Source organism: Sphingobacterium sp. MYb388, assembly GCF_037479535.1.
Classification (GTDB): domain Bacteria; phylum Bacteroidota; class Bacteroidia; order Sphingobacteriales; family Sphingobacteriaceae; genus Sphingobacterium; species Sphingobacterium anhuiense.
Window position 1 is genome coordinate 986631 of sequence record NZ_JBBGYV010000001.1, and the last position, 25121, is coordinate 1011751.

Here is a 25121-nt window from a genome sequence, read left to right on the forward strand (position 1 = left end):
GTAGAAATTTGTCATATAATTTACTTACTTATAAAATTAAATAGGATGTCAAAAAACGTAAAAATAGTGCAGTCGTATTTTAATGCGGTAGCAACAGGAGACTTTGATACAGTCGGAAGTTTATTTGCAGATGATATTGTATGGCATCAGCCGGGAAAAGGTGTTCAATCTGGAACGTATACCGGAAAAGCTGCGGTGTTTGCTCATTTGGGGAACTTTATGCAATGGAGCAACGGTACCTTTGCTATTGATGATATTGAATATACAAGTGATAATGGAAATCTTGTGGCAGCTTCAATTCATTTCAAAGCAGCAAAAGGTGAGGGGACACTTGCGATGAAAGGTGTCGATCTATTGCGGATCGAATATGACAAAATAAAAGAAGTCTGGCTGTTTTCAGAAAGAATTGAAGTGGAAGATGATTTTTGGAACAGTGCAGCGAAGAATTAAGATTTGAAGGGGAAATGAGGGTAAGATTTTAGGGTTCTGCTTTGCCTAATTGCATTAACTGTGTTTTGTGCTGTATCCTATAAAAATCGTGTTGCTGTATCTGTATCCATTAAGACTTATATGATAACTTTGTTTAAAAGGAATAAGAATATGAAATTAACAATTTATCAGGTAGATGCTTTTACGGATATGGTATTCAAAGGAAACCCTGCGGCCGTTTGTCCCTTAACGGAGTGGCTGGCGGACGATATTCTATTAAAGATCGCCGCAGAAAATAATCTATCGGAAACCGCTTTTTATGTGCCTAAAGGTGATGGTTATGAAATCCGTTGGTTTACACCTGCATCGGAAGTAGATCTTTGTGGTCATGCAACTCTTGCCACGGCCTACGTTTTGGCCCATTGTGAAAAGCAAGTAAAGGAAACGATTAATTTTTATTCGCCAAGAAGTGGCAAACTTCCCGTAAGCGTACAGCAGGATAAATTTGTGCTCAATTTTCCTGCAGACCAGTTTTCGGAAACTGAATTGACCGATGCACTGCTGGCAGTAACGGATAAAAAACCGATTGCAGCTTATCGCGGAAAGACTGATTATATGCTGGTTTTCGAGAAGCAAAATGATATCGAGGCTTTAAAACCCAATCTACCTTTGATGACTGGTATGGCTGCAAGGGGATTTATCGTAACGGCGAGGGGAGAAAACCATGATTTTGTTTCCCGCTTTTTTGGACCTGTGGTCGGTGTTAATGAAGATCCTGTCTGTGGCTCGGCACATACGACGCTGACGCCTTATTGGGCAGGACAACTCAATAAAACTGAATTGAGGGCATTTCAGCTTTCAGAACGTACGGGTGAAGTATACTGCCGTCTGCTGGGCGACAGGGTAGAGCTGGCAGGAAATGCGGTGCTTTATATGAAAGGCGAGATTTATATTTGATCAAACAGTATTGATGTACTTCGTGTCGTAAGATGCGTCTGATATATTTTTTTTGGGTTTCACTACAAATTGTGAAAAATCGTCCCTAATATTAAAATGTTTGTTTTACGGTAATTAAAACTAAAAACAGCTCTTTAGGATTAATAAAGAGCTGTTTTTGTTACGTTTAAAAGGGTTTAGTACTTCATCCATTTGATGATTTCTTTCCAGTTTGCCTTTTTTCCGTAGATGAGGATACCTACACGGTATATTTTGGCTGCTAACCAGGTGACCAGTAGAAAGGTGCTTACCAACAATGCCAGCGATACAGCAATCTGCCAGGTGGGTACACCGAACGGAATGCGGACCAGCATGGCAATAGGGGAGGTGAAAGGTATAAAGCTTAGCCATGTTGCAATGGGGCCGTTAGGATCGTTAATAATGACTCCAAACGACAAGACATAGGTCAATAGCAAAGGCATGGTAATGGGCATGGTAAATTGGTTGGCTTCTGTTTCACTATCCACTGCCGATCCTACTGCAGCAAAGATGGCGCTGTAAAGTAAATAACCGGATAGGAAGAACAGAAAGAAGCAAACGATAATTTCGGTGACATTGACTGATTCCAGATGTTGTAAAATGCCAAATCCAAGACCTGAAGCCGGTGCCTGACTGACCGTGTTCATGCCGGGACCTCCTTGTTGCATTGCAGCCTGTTCTACGGTTTCTTTATTGATCAGTTTGGTGGCTCCAAAAACCAGGCCTCCGGTCAAGATGATCCAGAGTAGGAACTGGGTGAGCCCGACCATTCCGATACCGATGATCTTGCCCATCATAAGCTGGAAAGGTTTGACCGATGAGATGATAACTTCGATAATGCGATTGCTCTTTTCTTCAATTACACCACGCATCACCTGTACACCATAAAGAAACAGCGATAAGTAAACCAATACGGCTAAACCTACACCGATACCCATAGCAATACCTGTGTTACTGTTTTTCTCCTCGCCACCTTCTGTTAGCTCTTTGGCATTGACGCTGATATGAGGCTGCACCGATTGTAACAGCTCTGGGTCGATACCTAGCTTCTTGTATTCGCCGATGCGGATGATGCCTTCAAGCTGTCTTGCTATTGCATTCTGGATCGTGATATTGGCTTTATCTGCTGAAATCAGCTCGATGGTAGACTGCTGATAAATTTCTTTCGGAATGACCAGGATGGAGCTGTTCTGCTCATCGTCTTTAATCTGCTTTTTAAGATCCTGCAATGAGCGGTCGCTGACAGTAAAAGTAATGTTAGGGTCGCTTTTCAGCTGCTTTGCAAAACTGCCCTGCTGATCCAGAATATATACATGTGCATGGGCGTCTTTGAAACTTTTCTTGGTCAGATAAAATATCCCTCCGTAAAGCGCAATGAAAAATAATGGGACTAGAAAAGTCATCAATAAGAATGATTTCTTTTTGACACGGGAAAAGTATTCGCGCTGAATTATGAGTAGTATCTTATGCATGGTCGGTTTCTTTTTTAGCGTTGTTGGATAGGGTCACTTGCTCGATGAAAATGTCATTGATAGAGGGTACTATTTCTAATACTTGATGGATTTCGGCCAGAGGTAAGAGCTTTGTGAGTACTTGATTGATACTAATGTCTTGATTTAACTTAATAGTGATAATTATTTTGTTTTCAGATTGTTCTATATTTTTTAAATGGTATAGATTTTCTATACGTATTGATTTTTCATCATTAACGGCCTGTAATTCGATTTTGTAGGTCTGATTTTTATAGTTGTTTTTGATGTCATGAATATTGCCGTCAAGGATCTTTTGGGAGCGGTTAATAAGTGCAATGTGGTCGCAAAGTTCTTCGACGGACTCCATTCTATGCGTCGAAAAGATGATTGTAGCCCCTTTTCGGTTCAATTCAAGGATTTCATCTTTGATTAAACTGGCGTTTACAGGGTCAAATCCGGAGAAGGGCTCATCCAAGATAATAAGATCAGGTTCGTGGAGTACGGTCGCAACGAACTGTACTTTCTGTTGCATACCTTTACTAAGGTCTTCAATCTTTTTATCCCACCATGACAAAATGTCAAGCTTCTCAAACCAATGATTTATTCGATCATTTGATTCTTTCTTACTCAGTCCTTTAAGTTGTGATAAGTAAAGCATTTGTTCTCCTATTTTCATCTTCTTGTAAAGGCCTCTTTCCTCTGGGAGGTAGCCAATTCGTTCGATATGTTTGGGTGCTAATGGCTCTCCATCGAATAGTATTTCGCCCGAGTCCGGTCCTGTGATCTGGTTGATGATCCGGATCAGAGAGGTTTTGCCGGCCCCATTGGGTCCTAAAAGTCCGAATATTTTTCCTTTGGGAATACTGAGGGAGACATGGTCCAGCGCTCTATGACTGGCATAGTCTTTTACAACATTTTTGATTTCTAAAAGCATGTATTATTTTGGTTAGTCATATGTGTTTAATCTATTTTTTTTAATCGGTTATCTGGCATGGTATTCCTGGTGCTTTCATGTGTTATAGCAAAATGCTCTCCTGCTGTATTTCGGTATTTATTTATACCGATGCGCGTTAGATGGCCATGTTTACCAGCATATTTTTATCATTAGTAAAGCTGATCTGTGAAACGTTACACTTTTGCCTCCATTTTTGTTTTTAAATAATGAAACGGATCGGAGTTCAATTTGTCAAAAGGATAGTTTTATGCTACCTTTGCAAGATGCAAATTAAAAAAGCCGAATTCATCTGTAGTAATACACGAGTTGATAAATTGCCAGAAGGCAAACTCCCTGAGTATGCTTTTATTGGTCGTTCCAATGTGGGTAAATCATCACTGATCAATGCTATGGTTGGTAAGAAAGGTTTAGCTAAAACTTCTCAAAAACCGGGTAAGACGCAACTGATCAACCATTTTATCATCAATGACGATTGGTTTCTAGTGGATTTACCGGGTTATGGTTTTGCAAAAACATCGAAGTCCAACCGTGAAGCTTGGGAGAAATTTATTCGCCGTTATTTGACGCATCGCGATAATTTGCAGTGTATATTTGTTTTGATCGATAGCCGTCATGAGCCTCAAAAAATAGATCTTGAATTCTGTTACTGGTTAGGTGAGCGGGGTTTACCTTTTATGTTAGTATTCACGAAAGCTGATAAGCAGTCTAACGTGAAGTCTGATGTGAATATGTCTAAATTTAGAAAAGCATTAGCGGAGTGGTTTGAGGAAATTCCAAAGTGTTTCCTAACTTCTGCTGAAGTGAAGTCGGGCTGTGATGCTATTTTAGAGACGATCGGGGATATCAATACCCGTTTTGTTATGCCTGATTTAACGGCTCCTAGTGATGAAGTCGGGTATGAAGAAGGGGATGAAGATAAATATGGTGATGTGGATCCAGATCGTTATCGTCACGCTGGTGAAGAGGAGTAGTCCATGAAGAAGTATCTGTCCCTCGTACTGTTTGCGCACAGTATTTTTGCATTGCCTTTTGCTTTTATTGGCTTTTTCCTGGCTTTACATACCACCAATCATACTTTTGACTGGAAGTTACTCGTATTAATGCTGGTGTGTATGGTGACCGCACGTAATGCGGCTATGGCCTTTAACCGTTACCTGGACCGTGATATCGATATTTTGAATCCGCGGACAGCAATGCGCGATATACCTGCGGGGCGGATTTCTGCTAGAGGGGCATTGCTATTTACAATCATAAACTGTGTGTTTTTTGTCGTTGCGACTTACTTTATCAACAGTTTATGCTTTATGTTGTCACCTATTGCTTTATTTGTCGTGCTCTTTTATTCTTATACTAAGCGTATTACGGCTTTATGTCATCTGGTGCTCGGTCTAGGTTTGGGGCTTGCTCCGGTGGGTGCATATCTTGTGGTAACGGGTCAGTTTCATATTGTTCCTGTACTTTACGGCCTTGCCGTATTGTGCTGGGTGAGCGGTTTTGATATTATCTATGCTCTGCAGGATGAGGCGTTTGACCGTGAGCATAAGCTGAATTCCATTCCAGTATTGTTGGGTACTAAAGGAGCGCTACGTTTTTCCGAAATCCTGCATGTATGTTCGTTTATATTTGTGCTCTTGCCGGTTCTGTATATGGAGGTGGGATGGTTCTATTATCTGGGTGTTGTTTTTTATGGCAGTTTGCTAATCTATCAGCACCGGATTGTGAGTCCAACAGATCTTAGCCGCGTAGATCGCGCTTTTATGACGACCAATGGTATCGCATCTGTTATTTTTGCAGTTTTCTATCTGCTGGATATTATCGTGCATTAGCCGATAGCGTCCAGATTTATATTTTTTATGGTCAAAGCCAGATTAATCTTGATTAATCTGGCTTTTTGTATTTTCTGCTATATTTTTTGTGCCATCCTGAATAAAAATTTATATTTTCAGGGCTTGTTATTAGGATGTGTACACCAATTATTTGTAAAAGCTTAGATTATGGTAGATAATAATTTTGAAAATTTTGTAAAAATCGCATCGGAGCTGGTGTGGAGTGATGTTTTTATTTACCTGTGTCTGTTGACGGGTCTGTATTTTTCTGTACGGACTGGATTTCTGCAGTTGACCTATATTAAAGATATGCTGCGATTGCTGTTTCAGAAAAAGCAGTCGGACGAGGGTATATCATCTTTTCAGGCCTTTGCATTGGCAATTTCGGGCCGCGTGGGTACAGGAAATATCATCGGAGTGGCCACGGCGATCTATATGGGAGGTCCGGGTGCAATTTTCTGGATGTGGGCGATTGCTTTCCTAGGTGCTGCATCTGCTTTCGTGGAGTCTACGCTGGCACAGGTGTTCAAACAGCAGGTCGGAGATGAGTTTAAAGGTGGTCCTGCCTATTATATTGAAAAATGTCTGGGTGTGAAGTGGTATGCGGTTCTGTTTGCCTTAATAACCATTGCAAGTACAGGCTTTTTACTTCCCGGCGTGCAAAGTAATGCTATTGCATCTTCGATGCACAATGCATTTGAAATACCTGTTGCTTATACGGGGATTGGAGTGGTGGTTTTGTTGGCTGTTATTATTTTCGGCGGTGTACAGCGTATTGGCCGAGTGGCTGAACTAGTGGTGCCGTTTATGGCGGGAGCGTATATTTTAATGGCTTTAGTGATCATCGCTTTAAATTATACACAGATTCTGGATGTGTTTGGTCTTATCTTCAGTTCTGCATTTAGCCTGAATGCCACTTTTGGCGGCGTTGTGGGCATGGCGATTGCCTGGGGTGTCAAGCGTGGCATCTATAGTAATGAGGCCGGACAGGGCACCGCACCGCATGCTGCGGCCGCAGCGGATGTTAGTCATCCTGCACAGCAGGGTTTGGTACAGGCTTTTTCGGTGTATGTGGATACAATATTCGTTTGTACAGCAACAGGACTTATGATTTTATTTACCAATCAGTATAATGTGGGGCAATTTGATGGAGCCGGTCAACTGGTCGGTTTTATATCGGAGCATATACCAGGGGTCAATTACACGGCCTTTACACAGGCGGCGGTGTCGCATCATTTTCCATTGATCGGAAATGGCTTTGTGGCCATCGCTTTGTTTTTCTTTGCATTTACGACGGTTATGGCTTATTACTACTATGCGGAAACCAACTTATCGTATATCTTTTCTAATAAGGTAAGTCCGGCGGTCACCTGGATATTGCGTATTGTATTTCTTGCGGCGGTATACTATGGTTCTGTGAAAACAGCGGAGATTGCCTGGGCAATCGGTGATATCGGTGTAGGGCTGATGGCTTATGTCAATCTGATCGCGATCTTACTGATGAGTAAAACAGCGCTCAAGGTATGGCAGGATTATAAAGTGAAGCGTAAAAGAGGGGATATGAATCCAACATTCAGTGCTAAGGAACTGGGAATTAAGAATGCGGAGTTCTGGGATAAAGAGAAATAAAAGGAATAAAAAAATCCCTCAACAAGTGTTGAGGGATTTTTTTATGTTTAATTCATTTTTCCGAATTTATCTCCGGCCATATCTTTCTCATAGTAGGCGGTAAGATCATCCCGGTGATTCAGCACTTTTGATTTGGCTATATACTCCTGGTTGTCGGCATAGATGAATAGTAATGATCCATCTTTAATGGTATTGATAATAGGCTTCGCTAACTCTCTAGGCAGCGCAGGACAGCCGTAGCTTCGTCCTAAGCGTCCCAATGAACTTACGATGCGTGGATTTGCATAATCTGCGCCATGAACTACTACAGCTCTTGATTTGGCTCTATCATTAAAGCCCTCTTCCAGTCCATTTAAAACCAAAGAGTAACCATTTGAACCTTGATAAGTATTCTCCGTTACATAAAAGCCCAATGAGCTTTGGAATGACTCCGGCGTGTTTGAAAAAGAAGTAGCGTAATTACTACCGCTATTTTTACCGTGTGAAACGAGCGAATGAAAAAGGACTTTTTCGTTTTTAAGGTCTAGGACGACAAGCCTTTTTTCGGTAGATGGTAAAGTGAAGTCAATGATTGATAATACATCTTTGTTTTTGGCGGGAAGTAATCTATAGCCTTCCATCGCTTCTTTAAATGCTTTATAATTGACTACATCTTTGAGATTCATGCTTTCGTAGAGTGCATCTACTTTTGATATTTTCTTTTTAACTGTAATTTCTTTTTTATGAATTTCTGTCGGTACTACATTTTTAGATTCTGAGAACAACGCTGCATACAAACCCATAAATAAAATGAACACTAATTTCTCCATACTTTATCCCTTATTTGTTTTTCGATAGCAAATTTAAGAACTAAAGATAGTTAAAAAGTGTAAAAAATTGTTAATCAGTATCTTAATTATCGTTAATCAATAACTATTACCAAAGTCTGGAAGTCTTTTGACCGTTTATAAACAAATTGTGCATGTGATGACGCATTTCTGACACACATATGTGACCTCGGGATGGTGCCTAAGCTCCAGCTGTATTCGATCACTTTACCGTTCGGATTATTGACAGGAACGCCGTGTACGTACGCTCCGGCCGTAAAACGGCTTGCAAATGGGGCGTAACCTTCGATAGATTTTGTGCCATCTTTGAAATAAAACATCTTGGATTTATGCTCCTGTAAAACAAAGATTCCAGTAGGAGTTTCCTGTGCATGAGGAGGCTTGTGACGGCCTGTAGTGGCTGGATTCATGCTTCTTACTGCCCATCCTTTATCTGTTTTATCCAGTGTACAAATATTTTGGTTTGTAACATCCACGACGATTACTTTGTCAAATCTGACAGAATCGCCTATTGTTTTGAGGTATCTTTTTGGTACTTCCCAAGTTCCTTCGAAGGAAACACCTTCCACTTTGACACGTTGTAACGTATCGCTACTCTGCAGTTTAACCAGCCAGCCATCTCTACCATAAATGGAAGGTAATTTGGTTTCGCCTTCACGATATAAGGGACTCGCTTGGTAGCGTTCTGTTCCTAGGGAGTCAGCAACACGTTTATAGGAATCTCTTTTGAAATGTGGAATAGTAGGTGCCTCACCATTTGAATTCTGATAGTTTTGCAGCACACCATAAATAGCGTTGCCGTTCTGGAAATTCTCAACAAAAGCCAGTTTTTCTTTTATTTTATCCCATTGAAATTGCCTTACTGTATCTTTATAGGGATAAGTGTCTTCTAATGTATACTTGGTGTACTGGAGTTCTTTGGTAATTTCAATATCTGCCGCTGTTTTTGGTTTGGCCTTCGCGATTTCTTCTTCTTTCTTTCTAATCGCATCGATTGAATCTTTTGTTTTCTCCTTTTTCTTTTCTTCCGGATCATTTTTTGATTGTCCTTGTTGGCAAGAAATAAACAAAAAGGAAACGAAAAAACTATATATTAAAATGTTTTTAATGTACAAATGCTTCATAAAACAGGGCTCATTAAGATTTTTACTGTTGAGAAAAGGTACATTATTGTATCGATGCCCCTTTTCTGAATGATTTCATTACCAAACATAGTGCCGAGATTTACATGGATGGATTAAAGATACAAGCTGCTCGCGGAATAGTAAGAGTTAAATTTTTCATTTATCGACTATATATTGAATGGCAGTAAAACAATTTTATAATGATGAGGTTGTATCAATAATTTCTGCTATTTTTAATGTATATGATTTCAAACTTACGTTACTTAATAATACTTGTATTTATATCGTCCTGTGGGATTATGCACAATGTGCCTCTTTCACAGAAGCCGAATTCGTTTGATAAACCCAATATTTCCAATTCTTTTGTGGATCAAAACGGGAATTTTTATCCTGATAATTGGCGTAAGACGTACGGCAGCCCACCTAGTAATGGAAAAAGAGATGCTTACTCTTTAATGAAAATCGCGGCAGACAAAGGTATCACGGATGAGCTGACGGGATTTGAAGTGAAAAAACTAAGGGAATTTAAAGAGCGTGTGAAAACGAAGAAGCGTGTTTTTGTGTTTGTTCACGGCTTTAATGCAAACAATGAAGAAGTAAATGAGAGTTACGGTTATATCCAGAAGCTTATTAAGGTCAATGCTAAGGATGATGAGATTGTGCGTTTTTATTGGGACGGGCTATGGACGAGCAATCCTTTTGCCGGGGCAAAAATCTGGTTTACCGCGACTTCCTTTAGTCAGATGGCCGGTGAGTTTGGTTTAAGGCGTGTGCTGAATACGATTTCAAATAAAGATGTCTATATCATTTCACACAGTCGAGGTGCTTCTGTGGTACTGAGTGCATTGGCGGAACCGCATTTCAATGAGAAGTTTGTAAAAGACATCAAGGAAATTCATAATGTTGATGTGGAAAACGCGAAAGAACTCTTGGAGAATAAAAACCGGATTACCTGTATTATGCTAGCTCCGGCAATCGGATTAGCTGATTTTAAATCGCAGGAGGCAGGCAATGACTCCTTCTGTACGATAAGTCCACAGGTGAAAAAAATGCACATTACAATCAATAATACAGATAAGATGCTGAAGAAGTTTTTCGGTTTTTTTGCCGATAAATTTAATCCGACCGACCTGGGCTATAAAGATAATGTGTACAATGAGCTGGTGAAGCAGTATACCTGCTTTGATAAAACAGACTTCTCGGGTATGGAAAGCCATGCATTCAATAGCTATATTCGCAGTCCGAAATTTAAAACGATGCTAAAAGCAAATGGCATTGCTTTAGCGAAATAGTGTTAGTGTTGCTTGTTGTTCTCCCGGTTGTTGTAGGTTAAGTAGATTCTCTTGACTTCCATTTGCTCGGCTCTTCCTTTATTGATGAGAAGCTGACGTTGTTGGGTAAGTCTGGACTTGTTATTACGCATTTTGTTTTTTAAAACATTGAGATAGGCTATGGCACCAATTCTGGTGGTGTCGAGGCCTAAAAGTCTACAGGAATAGCTGCCTAGGAGAAAATGGTTATAATAAAGATGAATTTCGCGCATCATTTTACGTCCCAGCGCTGATTCCGGATAATACGCGGCTATAGGCTCTTCCTGTAGGGCCTGGGCCAATAACCTGGAATCGGCATCGCCTTCTTTTTGTGTCATGGTCCAGTAGTAGAGCGCTTCAATAGCCTGTTGTTCCGTGTCAGGAAGTAGTTGCAAGGGGATACCTAACAAGTAACCGATATATTTCCAGAGGTGAAGTACTGCTGTTATTTCTTCTGGAAGGATCTGAAATTTCATGCGCTGTAACCCGACGATAAAGACCAGCGAAAATCCCAGGTTGGTGGCAAGCATGTCCCACTGATTGAGCGGTAGGCCCCATTCATTTTTGTCCCAATCCGTCTTCGCCAGAATATTGATCCGTGAGAAAGCATGGATAATGCGGGTTTCCATTACTTTTTGATAACCGATCTGCCCGCTTTTTAAAGATCCATTTTCCATGATGTCTACCCAAAAGTCTACTGTATCTGCCAGGCGCTTCACGGCTCCTTTTTTTAGTGCACCGGTATAGATAAGTGGTTTATTGATTGCTGCCGATTCGTAACCACCCATGAGGCAGTAGTCGCGCAAGACGATCAGACCGCTTAATCCTGCGCGCTGACTTACTGCGATGCCACTTTCCAGCAGTTCCCAGTTTAACCAGGACGGTGAGCTCTCAATCGAAGAGAAAAAAGTGTCAAGTGCTTCTCTATAGGGCTCATCGACATTTTCCGGAGCAACTAAATACGCACGTAGTAATTGCTGTCCCTTGCCAAAACCAACTTGCTGATGGAGCTTTCTGACCAATTCGTCTGCCGGTTCATCGCAGTTGAAGAGGTAGGGAACCAACTTGTTTGCTTCCCGAAGGTCGGGCTGCTTTGGCAGTTTTTTTAACAGTTCTACTCCGGCACCTGCGGTCCAATAATGATGAAAGGAGGAGGTATTTGTTTTGAATCGGCTCGGTATTTCCATCTTAATTGTCTATATCCCAATTCATAAAATTGCCTGTAGCAACGATGTTCCCAGATGTATAGGAGAAATCGAAATCAACGTAATCGGACTGGCAGGAGATCGTATCACTGCAGCAAAATTGGCGGTCGATGTTGAAGCTGATTCGAAATCTACCTTTCTTTTCGATATCGTTGAAAGTGAAACTCGAGACGCTAAGATCGCCGATCTGCGGTGCGCCATCTTTGTCGGATAGGCTGTCGAATACCGCTTCCTGCAGCTGTTTGCGGTCTTCGGCTGTGATCTGATCGAGCAATAAGGTGAAATTTTGCTTGATTTTCTGTAATGCTGTATCTGTAACCGGTATGTTTAATGTGATTGTTGACATGTTTTTAGTGTATAAGCTAGTTGATGTTCGAGCTGCTGTTGGTCTGGAAAATATGTTGTTCTGATCTTCGGATCTAATGAAATCTGTGAAGAAATGGCTTTAAAGGCCAGGTAATGGAGTTCCGAGACCGATAAGCACGTGACCGATGTGCTAAAAGTAATGTTATTTTCTGCCTGCAGGCTGTAGAGACTCTTTGGTAATGCCCTAAGTTTGATCTTACCCACCAGCACATTTAATTTTTCTTCCCAATAGCCGATTTCGTCTGCTAGCTGCTGGAGTATAAATTGTTTCTGCCAGTCATGTAGCTGTTTTTGATAAGTTGTCCCTTTACAGTACAAGGTAATGGTTCTGTTTTTAACCAGAATTTTGTTCGAGGTGGTATTCTTGATGAGTTTGAGTAAATAGTTTTGTTGAAAGAGACGTACCGGATGTTCTTGATACTCGACTTCTTCAGAAACTGTTCGGCTATTCTTGTTATTTTTAATAAACTGTTCTAAGGTGCTGATTTCAAAGTCGACGGGAGCAAAAATGCGCGCAATGCCCGGATGTTGCTCCAAGCGGATTTCTTTGGAATCGGTTGTAATGATTTGATAGTTTTTTCCAGCTATTTCGATTTGCATACTGAAATTAAATGTTCGACCTTGTAAACATAATACTAACTTTTATTAAGTTTGTCATTAAATTAAAACAAATAAACGGTAATATGAAAAAACATTCAGTTCTTGCCGCTTTACTGATGTGCGGAGGAATGCTCTTTGCACAGCAGCAGCCGGCAATCAATACAGCCTTTATGGATAAGAGTGTTCGTCCTCAGGATGACTTTTACAATTTTGTAAACGGTCAATGGATGAAGACAGTGTCGATACCTTCGGATAAAGCGCGATGGGGATCTTTTGACGAGCTTCGTGAAAACACAGACATTGCGACGTTGAAGATCTTGAAAGAATCTTTAAGTACCACCTTTGCAAAAGGTTCTGACGGTCAAAAGATCGGTGATTTATATCGCTCTTATATTGATTTTGATAAACGTAACCAATTGGGCGTAACTCCAATTAAACCTTATCTGGATAAAATCGATGCGATCAAGGATTTTAACGGTCTGTACAATTATCTGGTTGAGGTGACGCCAATCGGTGGCAATCCTTTTTTCGGTGCTTATGTCTATGCACACTTAAAAAATAGTAACGTCAATACGGTTTATTTAGGTGCTGCAAGTTTAGGTCTGGGGCGTTCTTACTATCAGGTTGTAGATGCTAAGAATACGGAAACTTTAGGTGATTATTCTAATTTTATCTCGGCGCTTTATAGTAAAGTCGGTCAGCGTACGCGTGACTTAAAGGGTCCGAAGATTGTTGCTTTTGAAAAAGAACTAGCTAAAAACCTGAAAACAGTGGAGCAGTCCCGTGATGCTGAAAAGCGTTATAATCCGGTTGCTGTTGCTGATCTGAAGAAAATGGTCAAAAACATTGATATTGCCAAATATCTGAAAGATACGGGTTTTAAGGCGGATACCGTGATTGTTTCAGAACTGGCTTATTATCAGAACCTAGACAAGGTATTGAAGCCTGAAAACCTAGAAGCGATTAAGGAGGTCTTGAAATTTAACGTGATGAATGATGCTGCGGCATATTTAACAGCGGACCTGGATCAACTTAATTTTGATTTTTGGGGTAAAAAATTGAAGGGTCAAAAAGAACAACGTGCGTTGGAAAAAAGAGGAGTTGAATTTGTCAACAGTGTGGCAGGTGAGCTTTTGGGTAAACTTTACGTGAAAGAGAATTTCCCGCCACAAGCAAAAGAGCAGGCAGAGGAATTGGTCGGTTACCTGATCAAATCTTTCCAGCAGCATATCAATGATCTGAAGTGGATGTCGGCCGATACGAAAGTAAAGGCTTTAGAGAAACTTTCGAAATTCAATGTGAAGATCGGTTACCCGGATAAATGGAAAGATTACACTACGTTAAATGTGGGTACTTCTTTATTTGATAATATCCTGAGCGAGCGTAAATGGGCTTTTGCAAAGAATTTGGATAAGCAAGGTAAACCTGTCGACAAATCGGAATGGGGTATGACACCACAAACTGTCAATGCTTATTACAGTCCTTTGTTTAATGAAATTGTATTCCCTGCAGCGATCTTACAGCCTCCATTCTATGATTATAAGGCAGATGCAGCAGTTAACTTCGGTGGTATCGGTGCGGTTATCGGTCATGAGCTGTCTCATGGTTTTGATGATCAAGGAGCTAAATATGATGGAAACGGTAATTTGAACAACTGGTGGACCGAAGAGGATAAGACGAAGTTTGAAGCTTCTGCTGATGCATTGGTAAAACAGTTTGAAGCTTATGAACCGGTACCGGGTGTGAAGGTGAATGGCCGTTTTACTTTAGGTGAAAATATAGGTGACTTAGGTGGTTCTTCTGTTGCTTTCGATGCCTTGAAAATGTACCTGAAAGATAAAGGTAACCCAGGTCTGATTGATGGATATACACAAGAACAACGTTTCTTTTTATCGTGGGCTACGATCTGGAGAACTAAAACAACGGATGAGTTTGTTGTGAACCAAGTGAAGACAGATCCGCATTCGCCAGCTCAATATCGTGCTTTTGCGCCGATCATCAATTTAGATGGTTTTCATGAGGCATTCGGTACGAAGGAAGGTGATAAATTATTTGTCCCTAAAACGGATAGAATTGTGATCTGGTAGTTCTTATTTGTATAGGAAAGATCGAGATTAAAATAGAAAGCCCTTACAGATTCCTGTAAGGGCTTTTCTATTATTTTAGTTAAGAGGGCTAGAATTTTTTTGACTTCTGAGTCTTCTAGCCATCTCACTTATTAGTTAAGTAACTTTTTAAAAAAGTAATGCTCGGATCTGTTTTTCATCTTCCTGGATCTGATCTTTCATTTCCTGTAAGGAGTCAAAACGTTCGTCATGACGGATGAAATGCAGGAATTTTACGCGTAATGTCTTCCCATATATATCATCATTGAAATCAAATAAGCTTATTTCAATGCTTCTGTTCATTCCATCTACTGTTGGTCGGGTACCAATGTAACCCATTCCTTTAGCAATTTTGATTGGCTGTATTTCTACGTATTCGCCTGTGGTAATATTTTGTAAATGATCGAAAATATGAACTTCAACAGCATAGATACCGTATGCAGGAATTAATTTGTGTTGTTCGTGCACCTGCAGGTTGGCAGTCGGAAAACCGATTGTACGGCCGATTTGGTCCCCGCGGATCACTGTTCCTGTTAATTCAAAAGGATAGCCCAAGTAAAGGTTTGCGGTCTTGATATCGCCGGTAATCAGTGCAAGGCGTATACGTGTTGACGATACTGCAACGTCGTTGATGTCCTGTTCGGGGATTTGTTCCACCGAGTAGTCAAAAATATCAGCGTACTGTTGCAGATCTTTTAAGCTTCCACTTCTATCTTTCCCGAAATGATGATCGTATCCGATCACTATTTTCTTTGTGCCGAGTTTTCCGACCAGTACATTGCTGATGTATTCTTCAGGTGTCTGGTTTGAGAAATCGCGTGAAAACGGTGTGATGATTAAATGGTCGATATCCAATTCAGATAGTCGGCTCACTTTTTCTTCTATATCATTGATAAGACGTAAACTGTCATCATCCGGATTGATAATTAATCTAGGGTGAGGGTAGAAGGTTAACAATACGGTCTCACCGTTAATTTTTTTAGCGCATTCTTTTAGATGAGTTAATATTTTTTGATGACCGATATGGACACCATCAAATGTACCGATGGTAACAACTGCATTTTCCAATGCTTTAAAATCATCTAAACTTCTATAAATTTTCATTTAATGAAATATTTTTCGAGAAATTAATCAATAGAAATCAATCGTTACAATTGAGGTTCTGTGATACTAATTTCTTTGTGAGCCTTTATTTTTTGAATTAATTCTTCTAGGTTCCAAGCATTTTCAACTTGGTAATCGCCACTTTTCGTTCTTCTTAGTGAACTTAAATGTGCACCACTGCTAAGCGCTTTTCCGAAATCGTACGCCAGGGAACGAATATATGTTCCTTTGCTGCATGATACTCTGAAATGAACGACCGGCATTTCTATTTTTTCGATGATAAAGCTGTTAATGGAGACTTTACGTGTTTTTAACTCGACTGTTTCGCCACGGCGAGCCTTTTCATAAATACGTTCTCCGTTTATCTTGATTGCTGAATGTGCTGGTGGATATTGGTCGATATCTCCTTCGAAGGTTTTCGCTGCATCGTGGATCATCTGCTCCGAAATATGATCGATCGGAAAGGTTTCATCAACTTCTGTTTCCAGGTCGTAAGAAGGGGTAGTACCACCTAAGGTGATCGTTCCTGTGTATTCTTTATCTTCAGCTTGATAGCTGTCTATTTTTTTTGTGAATTTACCTGTACATACAATTAGTAAACCGGTAGCTAGCGGGTCTAATGTACCTGCATGGCCTACTTTTATCTTTAATGGTTTAATGGAGTTACGAATTTTCCCCACCACATCAAAGCTAGTCCAGGTCAGTGGCTTATCTATCAGTAACATTTGTCCTTCGGCAAATGAAAATACCTTTTCTATTTGATCTTTCTCGTTATTTTCCATTCATTAGTTCAATTGCACTAGATCATTGATTTTGTTTTATTTGCTGAATCTCGTTAAAAGAAGATTTTAGTAAAACAAAGTCAAGCTGATTTTGTATTTTTTTGCAAAGGTACTCATATTATTTTTCACCATAGCGGGTAAAAGTAAGCGTAGCGTCAAAGTATTAGTTATTCCAGAAGAATACTAATAAAGCAATACCAATAATAATGCGGTACCAGCCCCAGAATTTAAATCCGTATTTCGTTAAGACGGTAATAAATGATTTAACTGCGATCATAGCGACTATAAATGCGACAACATTGCCGACAATAAAGACGATGATATTTTCATTGCTGGCAAATATCATCTCATAACCTTTCTGCGCATGTGCTGTTCCTTCGCCCCATGTTTTTACAAATACGGAGTAAACTGTTACAGCAAGCATAGTCGGAACTGCTAAGAAGAATGAAAATTCTGCTGCTGCTCTACGGTCTAATCCTTGCGTCAAACCACCGATAATAGATGCTGCTGAACGGGAAGTACCTGGCATCATGGCTAGACATTGCCAAAAACCTATAATTAATGCTTTCTTAATCGGAATCTCTTTTTCATCTAAGATGGTTGGATTCTTGAACCATTTGTCAACAAATAGCAGGACAACACCACCTAATACCAAGACGGTTGAAATAGCGATTTGATTGCCTAATACGGCTTCGATTTTATCGTCCAGTAGTTTTCCTAAAACCAGTGCCGGAATAACAGCAATAGCTAGTTTGTAATACAGCTGGATATTTTTGATGTCGAAAAATTTCTTCCAGTAGAGAACTACGATGGACAGGATGGCGCCAAATTGGATAGACACCTGGAACATTTTGAGGTATTCACTTTCCTGCATACCCATTAAGGCTGCAGTAAAGCCCATATGGGCTGTAGATGAAATCGGAAGATACTCAGTTAATCCTTCTACAATCGCTAGAAGGATGGCTTCAAATAAGGACATAGTGTAATTCTACTTTTATTTAGATTTTGGTTTGTAAAGAATGGCTACAAAACCCAATGCAAAACCAAGTACTATGACGATGGGAGCTAACGTGATTTTAGTAAAACTATAGATATCTGTATTACCGCTCATAAGCAGGAAACCGATGATAACGATAATGATACTAACAATAAATAATTGATAATTCAATTTTCCGAAAACAAAAGCACCTTTGTTTGTCGTTTCAGATTTTTTGATTTGAGCCATTTTTAACTGTATAAATCGTTAGATTTTGCTTTTAAATATTTGGTTACGGCAAAGTATGTACTTAAGCCAGAAATTAGAATTCCGATTGCGATGACCACGATAAAGATCGCGGCAAATTCGTACCAGTTTCTTAAAAATACCAGTTCTGGAATCTGCTGCTGTGCAAACTTCAGTGTGAATATTAATAATAGGATGGCGATAAGCGAGCCCAATAGTCCATGAATAATACCGTAGGTGATGAATGGTTTACGGATGAAGTTTTTGGTTGCTCCTATTAATTGCATGCTTTTGATCAGGAACCGCTGTGAATAGATCGCCAGACGGATGGTATTGTTGATGAGGGCTACTGCTATCACTAATAAGATCGCGGCAAACGCCAATACTACAATACTGATAATACGTACATTTTTATTGACCATATCGATAAGCGATTCTTGGTAAACCACTTCTTTGATTCGGGTGTTGCGTGATATTTTGTCTATAAAGGTTTTGATACTATCCGAATTGGCGTAATCTTCTTTCATGTATACGTCAATAGAAGGAAGCAGTGGGTTGTGGCCTAAGTACTGTACAAAGTCTTCGCCTAAATCTTCTTTCAATGATTTTGCAGCTAGTTCTTTGCTAATATATTCTGTACGTAGGACATACTTATCTTTTTCTAGATCCTTTTGCAGTGAAAGTACATCTCCTTCATTGGTGCCATCGTTAACGATGACATTGAGTACGATGTTTTCTTTTACGTATTTCGATAGATTCTTTGCGTGAACAAGTAATAAACCTAGCAATCCAGTCACTAAAAGGACTAGAGCTATACTGATAACAGTAGAGACGTAAACTGATTTTGTCTTTCTTTTTTGCGTGCTTGATTCGTATTCTGACATAATAAGCAATAAAAATTTATTTGCGAAAGTAATGATTTGAGGGGATTTATTCGAATTATTCTTGTAATAACTTTCTTGCGGAAGTATGAAAATTCGCTATATCCTTTGTAATTAACTTTTCAATACTATCATTTATTGTTTAAACTACAAAACTTTTCTTACAATTCGCTATTAAAATCGTAATTTCGCAAGTCTTACAAAATTCCTCAATACAAAAATGGAGTACAATCACAAATCGTTAGAAAAAAAGTGGCAAAAATTTTGGGCCGATCATGAAACATTCAAATCTGCGGATACACATGAAAAACCGAAATATTATGTTTTAGACATGTTTCCTTATCCTTCTGGAGCTGGACTGCACGTCGGTCATCCACTTGGTTATATCGCTTCGGATATTTTTTCAAGATATAAACGTTTAAAAGGTTTTAATGTTTTGCATCCTATGGGATATGATTCGTTCGGTTTACCTGCTGAGCAGTATGCCATTCAGACGGGACAACATCCAGCGATTACGACTGAGGCAAATATAAACCGTTACCGTGAACAATTGGATAACATTGGTTTTTCTTTTGATTGGAGCAGAGAGGTACGTACTTCCGAGCCTTCTTACTATAAGTGGTCGCAATGGATTTTCATGCAACTGTTCAATTCTTGGTATAACAATGATTCGGATAAAGCAGAGTTAATCGATACTTTAATTAGTCGTTTTGAAAAAACTGGCTCAGAGAGAATTAATGCTGTTTCTGATGATGATGTATTAACATTTACAGGAGCGGAATGGCTTGCCTTTGACGAAGAAAAACAACAGCGTGAGTTGTTGAAATACCGTATTGCGTACTTACGTGAAAGTACCGTGAACTGGTGCGCAGCATTAGGGACAGTGCTGGCGAATGACGAGGTGATCAATGGTTTTTCTGAGCGTGGGGGGCATCCGGTGGAGCAGAAGAAAATGATGCAATGGTCGATGCGTATCACTGCCTATGCTGACCGTATGTTGCGTGGTCTGGAGCTTGTGGACTGGCCAGAGCCTTTGGTGGAGATGCAACGTAATTGGATCGGTAAATCTGTGGGTGCATTAGTGAAATTTCCAGTTCCACAGCTGGAGACGTATATTGAAGTATTCACCACCCGTGTCGATACAATATTTGGTGTTTCATTTGTGGTATTGGCTCCGGAGCATGAATTGGTTTCAAAATTAACGACTGCTGATCAGCAGGCTGCAGTTACTGCATATATTGATAAAACAAGTAAAAAATCGGAACTGGACCGAATGTCTGATACAAAAACGGTGTCGGGTGCGTTTATAGGTTCATATGCCAAACACCCGATTACGGGAGAGGATGTTGCGATCTGGATTGCTGATTATGTATTGGCGAGTTACGGTACAGGTGCTGTAATGGCTGTTCCTTCGGGCGATCAACGTGATTATCTGTTCGCAAAGCATTTTGATCTACCGATCTTCAAGATTTCTGACTCGCAGCAGATTGAAGAGGAAGCGGATGGAAATAAGGATGGTAAATATATCAACTCTGATTTTATGAACGGCTTGAACTACCAGGAAGGTGTGGCTGCTGTAATTGCAAAGTTGATAGAATTACAATTAGGAAAAGCTAAAATTAACTACCGGATGCGTGATGCGATCTTTGGTCGCCAGCGTTACTGGGGTGAACCGGTTCCGGTTTATTTCAAAAATGGATTGCCTTACTTAATAAAGGAAGAAGAGCTTCCTTTGTTATTGCCTGAGGTGGACAAATACTTACCTACTGAAACAGGTGAACCACCTTTGGGACGTGCGGAAAACTGGAAATACGAAGATCAGTACGAGTATGAATTGAGTACAATGCCAGGATGGGCCGGATCTTCTTGGTACTGGTTCCGTTATATGGATCCTCAGAACACAGAAGCTTTTGCTTCGAAAGAAGCGGTAGATTACTGGAAAGCTGTTGATTTATATATCGGTGGTTCTGAGCATGCTACAGGTCACTTGCTATACTCACGCTTCTGGAATAAATTTTTGAAAGATTTAGGTTTCCACAATGAGGAAGAGCCTTTCAAAAAACTGATCAATCAAGGGATGATCCAGGGACGTTCTAATTTTGTATACCGCTTATTAGGCGATGAAGGAAAAGCAACAGATACGTATGTTTCTTATGGTTTGAAAGATCAGTACAACACGATTCCATTACACGTAGATGTTAATATTGTGGTTAACGATGTGCTGAATCTGGAGAAATTTAAAGCGTCGAGACCAGATTATGCCGCTGCTGAATTTATTTTGGAAGACGGTAAATATGTCTGCGGAACGGAAGTGGAGAAAATGTCTAAATCAAAGTTCAATGTTGTCAATCCTGATGATATTATCGAAGCTTATGGTGCAGATACACTACGTTTGTATGAAATGTTTTTGGGTCCGTTGGAACAGGCAAAACCTTGGAATACGAATGGTATTGAAGGTGTTTACAAATTCTTAAAGAAAGTATGGCGTTTGTTCCATGATGCTGAAGGTAACTTTAATGTATCGGATGTGGAACCTACAAAAGCGGAATATAAAGCTTTGCATAAGATTATAAAAAAGGCGGAGGATGATATTGAACGTTTTTCATTCAATACGTCGGTTTCAGCTTTTATGATCTGTGTGAATGAGCTTACTGATCTTAAATGTAATAAACGTGCTATTTTAGAACAGCTGGTTGTTGTACTTCAGCCTTATGCACCGCATATTTCGGAAGAGCTGTGGTCGTTATTGGGTAAAGAAGCTGGATCGATCTCGTATGCGACTTATCCGACATTTATTGCTGATTATTTAGTGGAATCGGAATTTGCATATCCGGTATCGATAAACGGTAAGATGAAAATGAACTTATTGTTGGCATTGGATCTAGACGCAAAAGCTGTTGAAGAAGTTGTTCTGGCCAATGAAGATGTACAGCGCTATATGGACGGTAAAGCATTGAAAAAGCTTATTTTTGTTAAAGGGAAGATTATCAATATTGTAGTTTAATCTAAAAACGCTATAATCATATAAAAAATGCGCTTTTGATTTATTCAAAAGCGCATTTTTATGTTTTATACTATTGTTCCTTTATCGTTTATGATCGCTGAATTTTTATTCTGGCTCTTGCTCTTACACTGCCAGATTCGGTTATCAAGGTATAGGCACTTTTCGCATTTGATTACTTTCAGTTCGATATTTCTAACTTTATAACCAGAACTGTCTTGAAACCTGAAAGCAGGTTTTAAAACAATACATCTTGAAATGCTTCAGTTTTATCAAATACAGATTTTGCAAAAGGGCAAAGGGGCATGATCTTCGCATTTTTTTTGCGGGCATAATCAACTGCTTCGAGTACCATCTTTTTGCCGACACCATTGCCGTTAAATTCCGGGTGTACTTCGGTATGATCAATAATGAATTTGTCTTCTCCAGCCCAGGTATATTCCATCAAACCAGCTTCTTTACCATCGATTTCTGCGATTATTTGACCCTTCTTTTCGTTTTCAATGTTTTTTATAGTCATCTCTTTTTAATTTAATAAACAGCTAATTTCTGCCTTTGGTTTTTTAAAAATAAGATTTTTATAACAAATTTTTTTCATTTAAATATTTCCAATAACGTTTTGGTAGACTCTGAACATGTAGTTTTGTGTTTTTTCGTTCCTTGATATTGACTGATTCAAAGTAGTTTTTCCAGAGATCACTGTAGCGTGATTCTTCTTCGTCTAAGTGAATTTCGATTTGATTTTTAGCTAAAGTATCGCTGAATTTAACTTCTGTTACTTCCATTAAATCATAGTAGATACCATATTTTCGCTTCAGATCATAGATAAGCCATTTTTGGTCTGCATAGCGTTCTTTGAAAAACTTCACAATTAGCGGTAGGACATTAAAATCAGGTTCTAGATTAGCAAAATATAAACCATCTTTCATTTTTTGAAACCTGACAAATGCTTTTACCCGGTGTCTTTCTCTGGAAACAGAGCGAACAATTTTTTTTATCTGTAAGATATCGTCATGGCCATAGTTTTGATTGGCTTTGGATTCTGATCTAAAATAGTAAATAATACTTCGCAATATCAAAAGTTCTCGATCTTTGATTTCTGAAAGATGGACATAATAAAGTTCTTGGATCCCCTGAAGACCTATTTTTTTTTCAAGACCGAGGAGTACGCGTCTGGCTTTTTCATTATCTGTGCTGATCAATTCTGGAGCAGTAAAGAGGCCCGTTTGGCTAGATGAAGCATGTTGCTGTATAGCGCCGACCTGCCATTTGTACTCAAAGGAGCAAAAGACACATGTCATTAGTCCTGACCAGGTACCATCGTAGTTCAGCGTTTTTAACATCTTAGAAAAGGGTTAATTGTTGACTGTCGTTTTTAATGTACTTACTGCTGGATTGTGCCAGAATATATTGTTTGATATGGGATCCGGGCTTGTCCGCATAGAGTTGTTGAAAACCGAGACAATTAATAAAATACTTTGCCCGATTGGTGGCTACTCCTAGCTTTTGCAGGTTTTCGAGGCGTAATGGACCGAAGCGTCGAGCCAGAATGATCTTTTTAGCAGACTGTACACCAATACCTGGTACCCGCAAAATAAAATGATAATCTGCTTTATTGATATCGACAGGGAAGGCATGTTGATTGCGTAATGCCCAGCTGAGTTTTGGATCGATATCGAGATCTAGCAAGGGATGGTTGTCATTGACAATCTCGTCTGCCCTGAAGCCGTAGAACCGCATGAGCCAATCGGACTGATACAGTCTGTTTTCGCGTACCATAGGAACTGCAGTGCCAATTTCGGGCAAGCGCTTGTCGTAGGAGATGGGTACGTAGCCGGAATAGTAGACACGTTTTAAATGATAATTTTTATAAAAATGCTGTGCTGTTTGGATGATATGTTTATCTGATTCGCCGGAAGCGCCAATAATCATTTGTGTACTTTGTCCTGCTGGAGCGAATGTCGGTGTAGATTTGATGATCTTTCTTTCCTCATTTGTTCTGATAATTTCATTTTTTAGATAGCGCATAGGAATGATCATATCTTCCCGGCTTTTATCGGGCGCTAAAAGTTTGAGTCCTTCTTTTGTAGGTATCTCGAGATTGATACTCAAACGGTCGGCATACAATCCAGCTTCATGGACGAGCTCATCGCTTGCTCCAGGAATGGTTTTTAGGTGGATATAGCCATTGAATTTATGTTCCAAACGTAATTTTTTAGCGATGGACACTAATCTTTCCATCGTATAATCGGCATTTTTAAATATACCTGAGCTTAAAAATAGTCCTTCTATGTAGTTCCTCCGATAAAAGTTGATCGTCAGATCGACGACTTCCTGTACGGTGAATGCCGCCCGTTCGATATCATTGCTCTTTCGTGATACGCAGTAAGCACAATCATAAATGCAATGATTGGTTAACAAGATCTTCAACAAGGAAACACAACGTCCATCTTCGGTATAAGAATGACAGATGCCGCCTTGATTGGCATTTCCGATTCCTTTATTTTTATTAGCTCGATTACTTCCGCTCGAACTGCAACTTACGTCGTATTTGGCGGCATCGGCTAAAATATTAAGTTTTTGAACTATACGATCTGACATAACGCTGTTAATTTTAGTAAATATACTAATATTATTAGTTATCTATGTCAATTGCGATAATTTATAGCAAATTATTTTATTTATGATATCAGAAATAAAGGAGGTTACTCGGATTTTGTAGCTTACGATGCGATCAATATTTTTAAGGTGTTTTTAAATTTCCTACCTTGTATCTGAATTTTTAAGGGGATGTGCATGTACGAAGTTTTGGAATTAAATTCTTCAGTAAGAATAGTATGGAAATGGATAGCTTATATATTGAACAGGTTATTGCAACGAGGACCTGGAAATTACGTCAGCAGGTACTGTATCCGGAAGGCTCGTTAAAGGATGTGATGATTGATGCGGATTTTGACGGGACGCACTTTGCGGCGACCATAGCAGGGGAGCTGATAGGGGTAATCTCTGTGTTTAAGATAGAAGAGGGGCACTATCAGTTTCGAAAATTTGCGGTTCTTCCTCATTTTCAGGGAAATGGTATAGGTACTGCACTATTCAAATCTGTTGTTGACTTTTGTCGGTTATGGAATGGTGTTTCGCTTTTTTGTGATGCACGGATAGCAGCTGTTCCTTTCTATGAAAAACTAGGAATGCATATTAAGGGAGAGCACTTTTTCAAGAAAGAACTTGAATATGTTCGCATGGAAATCGGTTTATTTAATCAGAGCAGACATCAAACTGATATATAAAGTGATTCGGTTGAGTGA

24 protein-coding genes are annotated in these 25121 nt (G+C 39.6%); 9 read left to right on the forward strand and 15 right to left on the reverse strand.

All coding sequences use genetic code 11. From position 1 onward, the window contains the following. Positions 1–45: 45 nt before the first annotated feature. Both WH188_RS04390 and WH188_RS04395 read left to right on the forward strand, forming a co-directional pair. Positions 46–450 carry a nuclear transport factor 2 family protein gene (locus WH188_RS04390; protein ID WP_132771331.1) on the forward strand — a complete coding sequence of 135 codons (405 nt, stop codon included), beginning with the start codon at positions 46–48 and terminating at the stop codon, positions 448–450. Positions 451–600: 150 nt separating this feature from the next. After that, positions 601–1386, forward strand: a complete 786-nt coding sequence (locus WH188_RS04395) for a PhzF family phenazine biosynthesis protein (protein WP_021189041.1) — start codon at positions 601–603, stop codon at positions 1384–1386. Between the two features lie 176 nt (positions 1387–1562). On the opposite strand, the gene WH188_RS04400 is transcribed toward WH188_RS04395, so the two are convergent. Together WH188_RS04400 and WH188_RS04405 are read right to left on the reverse strand one after the other, a co-directional pair. Next, positions 1563–2876 carry an ABC transporter permease gene (locus WH188_RS04400; protein WP_132771332.1) on the reverse strand — a complete coding sequence of 438 codons (1314 nt, stop codon included), beginning with the start codon at positions 2874–2876 and terminating at the stop codon, positions 1563–1565. Continuing rightward, positions 2869–3810: an ABC transporter ATP-binding protein gene (locus tag WH188_RS04405; RefSeq protein ID WP_132771333.1), complete on the reverse strand. Its 942-nt coding sequence runs from the start codon at positions 3808–3810 to the stop codon at positions 2869–2871. The genes WH188_RS04400 and WH188_RS04405 overlap by 8 nt, the downstream gene beginning before the upstream one ends. A gap of 284 nt (positions 3811–4094) precedes the next feature. On the opposite strand from WH188_RS04405, the gene yihA reads away from it, so the two are divergent. The 3 genes from yihA (at position 4095) to WH188_RS04420 (ending at position 7286) form a co-directional block, all read left to right on the forward strand. Beyond that, positions 4095–4802: a ribosome biogenesis GTP-binding protein YihA/YsxC gene (yihA, locus tag WH188_RS04410; RefSeq protein WP_132771334.1), complete on the forward strand. Its 708-nt coding sequence runs from the start codon at positions 4095–4097 to the stop codon at positions 4800–4802. Positions 4803–4805: 3 nt separating this feature from the next. Beyond that, a complete protein-coding gene (locus WH188_RS04415) occupies positions 4806–5657 on the forward strand; it encodes a UbiA-like polyprenyltransferase (RefSeq protein ID WP_132771335.1) in 852 nt (283 codons plus the stop codon). A gap of 168 nt (positions 5658–5825) precedes the next feature. Next, complete coding sequence (locus WH188_RS04420; protein ID WP_132771336.1) at positions 5826–7286, forward strand: alanine/glycine:cation symporter family protein; 1461 nt, start codon at positions 5826–5828, stop codon at positions 7284–7286. A 47-nt stretch (positions 7287–7333) separates the two neighbouring features. Here the strand turns inward: WH188_RS04420 and WH188_RS04425 are convergent, their stop codons facing one another. Both WH188_RS04425 and WH188_RS04430 read right to left on the reverse strand, forming a co-directional pair. Then, positions 7334–8095, reverse strand: coding sequence for a murein L,D-transpeptidase catalytic domain family protein (locus WH188_RS04425; protein WP_021189035.1), 762 nt, complete (start codon positions 8093–8095; stop codon positions 7334–7336). 92 nt (positions 8096–8187) lie between these two features. Then, positions 8188–9237: a L,D-transpeptidase gene (locus tag WH188_RS04430; RefSeq protein WP_132771337.1), complete on the reverse strand. Its 1050-nt coding sequence runs from the start codon at positions 9235–9237 to the stop codon at positions 8188–8190. A gap of 242 nt (positions 9238–9479) precedes the next feature. On the opposite strand from WH188_RS04430, the gene WH188_RS04435 reads away from it, so the two are divergent. After that, the gene (locus WH188_RS04435) at positions 9480–10529 is read left to right on the forward strand and encodes an alpha/beta hydrolase (protein ID WP_132771338.1); all 1050 of its coding nucleotides are present in this window, start codon (positions 9480–9482) and stop codon (positions 10527–10529) included. Positions 10530–10531: 2 nt separating this feature from the next. On the opposite strand, the gene WH188_RS04440 is transcribed toward WH188_RS04435, so the two are convergent. From WH188_RS04440 to WH188_RS04450, 3 genes are read right to left on the reverse strand one after another with little or no spacing between them, the layout of a single operon-like run. Continuing rightward, entirely contained in the window at positions 10532–11734 is a 1203-nt protein-coding gene (locus tag WH188_RS04440) for an oxygenase MpaB family protein (protein WP_168126028.1), read from the reverse strand. Between the two features lies 1 nt (position 11735). Beyond that, complete coding sequence (locus tag WH188_RS04445) at positions 11736–12098, reverse strand: hypothetical protein (protein ID WP_132771340.1); 363 nt, start codon at positions 12096–12098, stop codon at positions 11736–11738. Continuing rightward, positions 12080–12718, reverse strand: a complete 639-nt coding sequence (locus WH188_RS04450; RefSeq protein WP_132771341.1) for a DUF45 domain-containing protein — start codon at positions 12716–12718, stop codon at positions 12080–12082. Before WH188_RS04450 ends, WH188_RS04445 begins: the two co-directional genes overlap by 19 nt. An 83-nt stretch (positions 12719–12801) precedes the next feature. On the opposite strand from WH188_RS04450, the gene WH188_RS04455 reads away from it, so the two are divergent. Further along, entirely contained in the window at positions 12802–14805 is a 2004-nt protein-coding gene (locus WH188_RS04455) for a M13 family metallopeptidase (RefSeq protein ID WP_031287693.1), read from the forward strand. Positions 14806–14952: 147 nt separating this feature from the next. On the opposite strand, the gene WH188_RS04460 is transcribed toward WH188_RS04455, so the two are convergent. The 5 genes from WH188_RS04460 to WH188_RS04480 form a co-directional block, all read right to left on the reverse strand. After that, positions 14953–15927: a bifunctional riboflavin kinase/FAD synthetase gene (locus tag WH188_RS04460; protein WP_132771342.1), complete on the reverse strand. Its 975-nt coding sequence runs from the start codon at positions 15925–15927 to the stop codon at positions 14953–14955. Positions 15928–15971: 44 nt separating this feature from the next. Next, the gene (truB, locus tag WH188_RS04465) at positions 15972–16709 is read right to left on the reverse strand and encodes a tRNA pseudouridine(55) synthase TruB (protein ID WP_132771343.1); all 738 of its coding nucleotides are present in this window, start codon (positions 16707–16709) and stop codon (positions 15972–15974) included. Between the two features lie 163 nt (positions 16710–16872). Further along, positions 16873–17688: an undecaprenyl-diphosphate phosphatase gene (locus WH188_RS04470; protein WP_045754414.1), complete on the reverse strand. Its 816-nt coding sequence runs from the start codon at positions 17686–17688 to the stop codon at positions 16873–16875. A gap of 15 nt (positions 17689–17703) precedes the next feature. Next, positions 17704–17934 carry a DUF3098 domain-containing protein gene (locus tag WH188_RS04475; RefSeq protein WP_021191640.1) on the reverse strand — a complete coding sequence of 77 codons (231 nt, stop codon included), beginning with the start codon at positions 17932–17934 and terminating at the stop codon, positions 17704–17706. Positions 17935–17936: 2 nt separating this feature from the next. Further along, on the reverse strand, positions 17937–18815 hold the full coding sequence (locus WH188_RS04480) for a cell division protein FtsX (RefSeq protein ID WP_021191641.1): 879 nt from the start codon (positions 18813–18815) through the stop codon (positions 17937–17939). Positions 18816–19032: 217 nt separating this feature from the next. Here WH188_RS04480 and leuS point away from each other — a divergent pair, with 217 nt between their 5' ends. After that, positions 19033–21816, forward strand: coding sequence for a leucine--tRNA ligase (leuS, locus tag WH188_RS04485; RefSeq protein ID WP_339423357.1), 2784 nt, complete (start codon positions 19033–19035; stop codon positions 21814–21816). A gap of 235 nt (positions 21817–22051) precedes the next feature. Here leuS and WH188_RS04490 read toward each other — a convergent pair whose 3' ends face one another. From WH188_RS04490 to WH188_RS04500, 3 genes are read right to left on the reverse strand one after another with little or no spacing between them, the layout of a single operon-like run. Continuing rightward, on the reverse strand, positions 22052–22333 hold the full coding sequence (locus WH188_RS04490; RefSeq protein ID WP_132771345.1) for a GNAT family N-acetyltransferase: 282 nt from the start codon (positions 22331–22333) through the stop codon (positions 22052–22054). 58 nt (positions 22334–22391) lie between these two features. Then, positions 22392–23156: a TIGR03915 family putative DNA repair protein gene (locus WH188_RS04495; protein WP_132771346.1), complete on the reverse strand. Its 765-nt coding sequence runs from the start codon at positions 23154–23156 to the stop codon at positions 22392–22394. A gap of 1 nt (position 23157) precedes the next feature. Then, positions 23158–24414: a putative DNA modification/repair radical SAM protein gene (locus WH188_RS04500; protein WP_339423358.1), complete on the reverse strand. Its 1257-nt coding sequence runs from the start codon at positions 24412–24414 to the stop codon at positions 23158–23160. Between the two features lie 242 nt (positions 24415–24656). On the opposite strand from WH188_RS04500, the gene WH188_RS04505 reads away from it, so the two are divergent. Continuing rightward, complete coding sequence (locus tag WH188_RS04505) at positions 24657–25103, forward strand: GNAT family N-acetyltransferase (protein WP_165905942.1); 447 nt, start codon at positions 24657–24659, stop codon at positions 25101–25103. Positions 25104–25121: the final 18 nt, after the last annotated feature.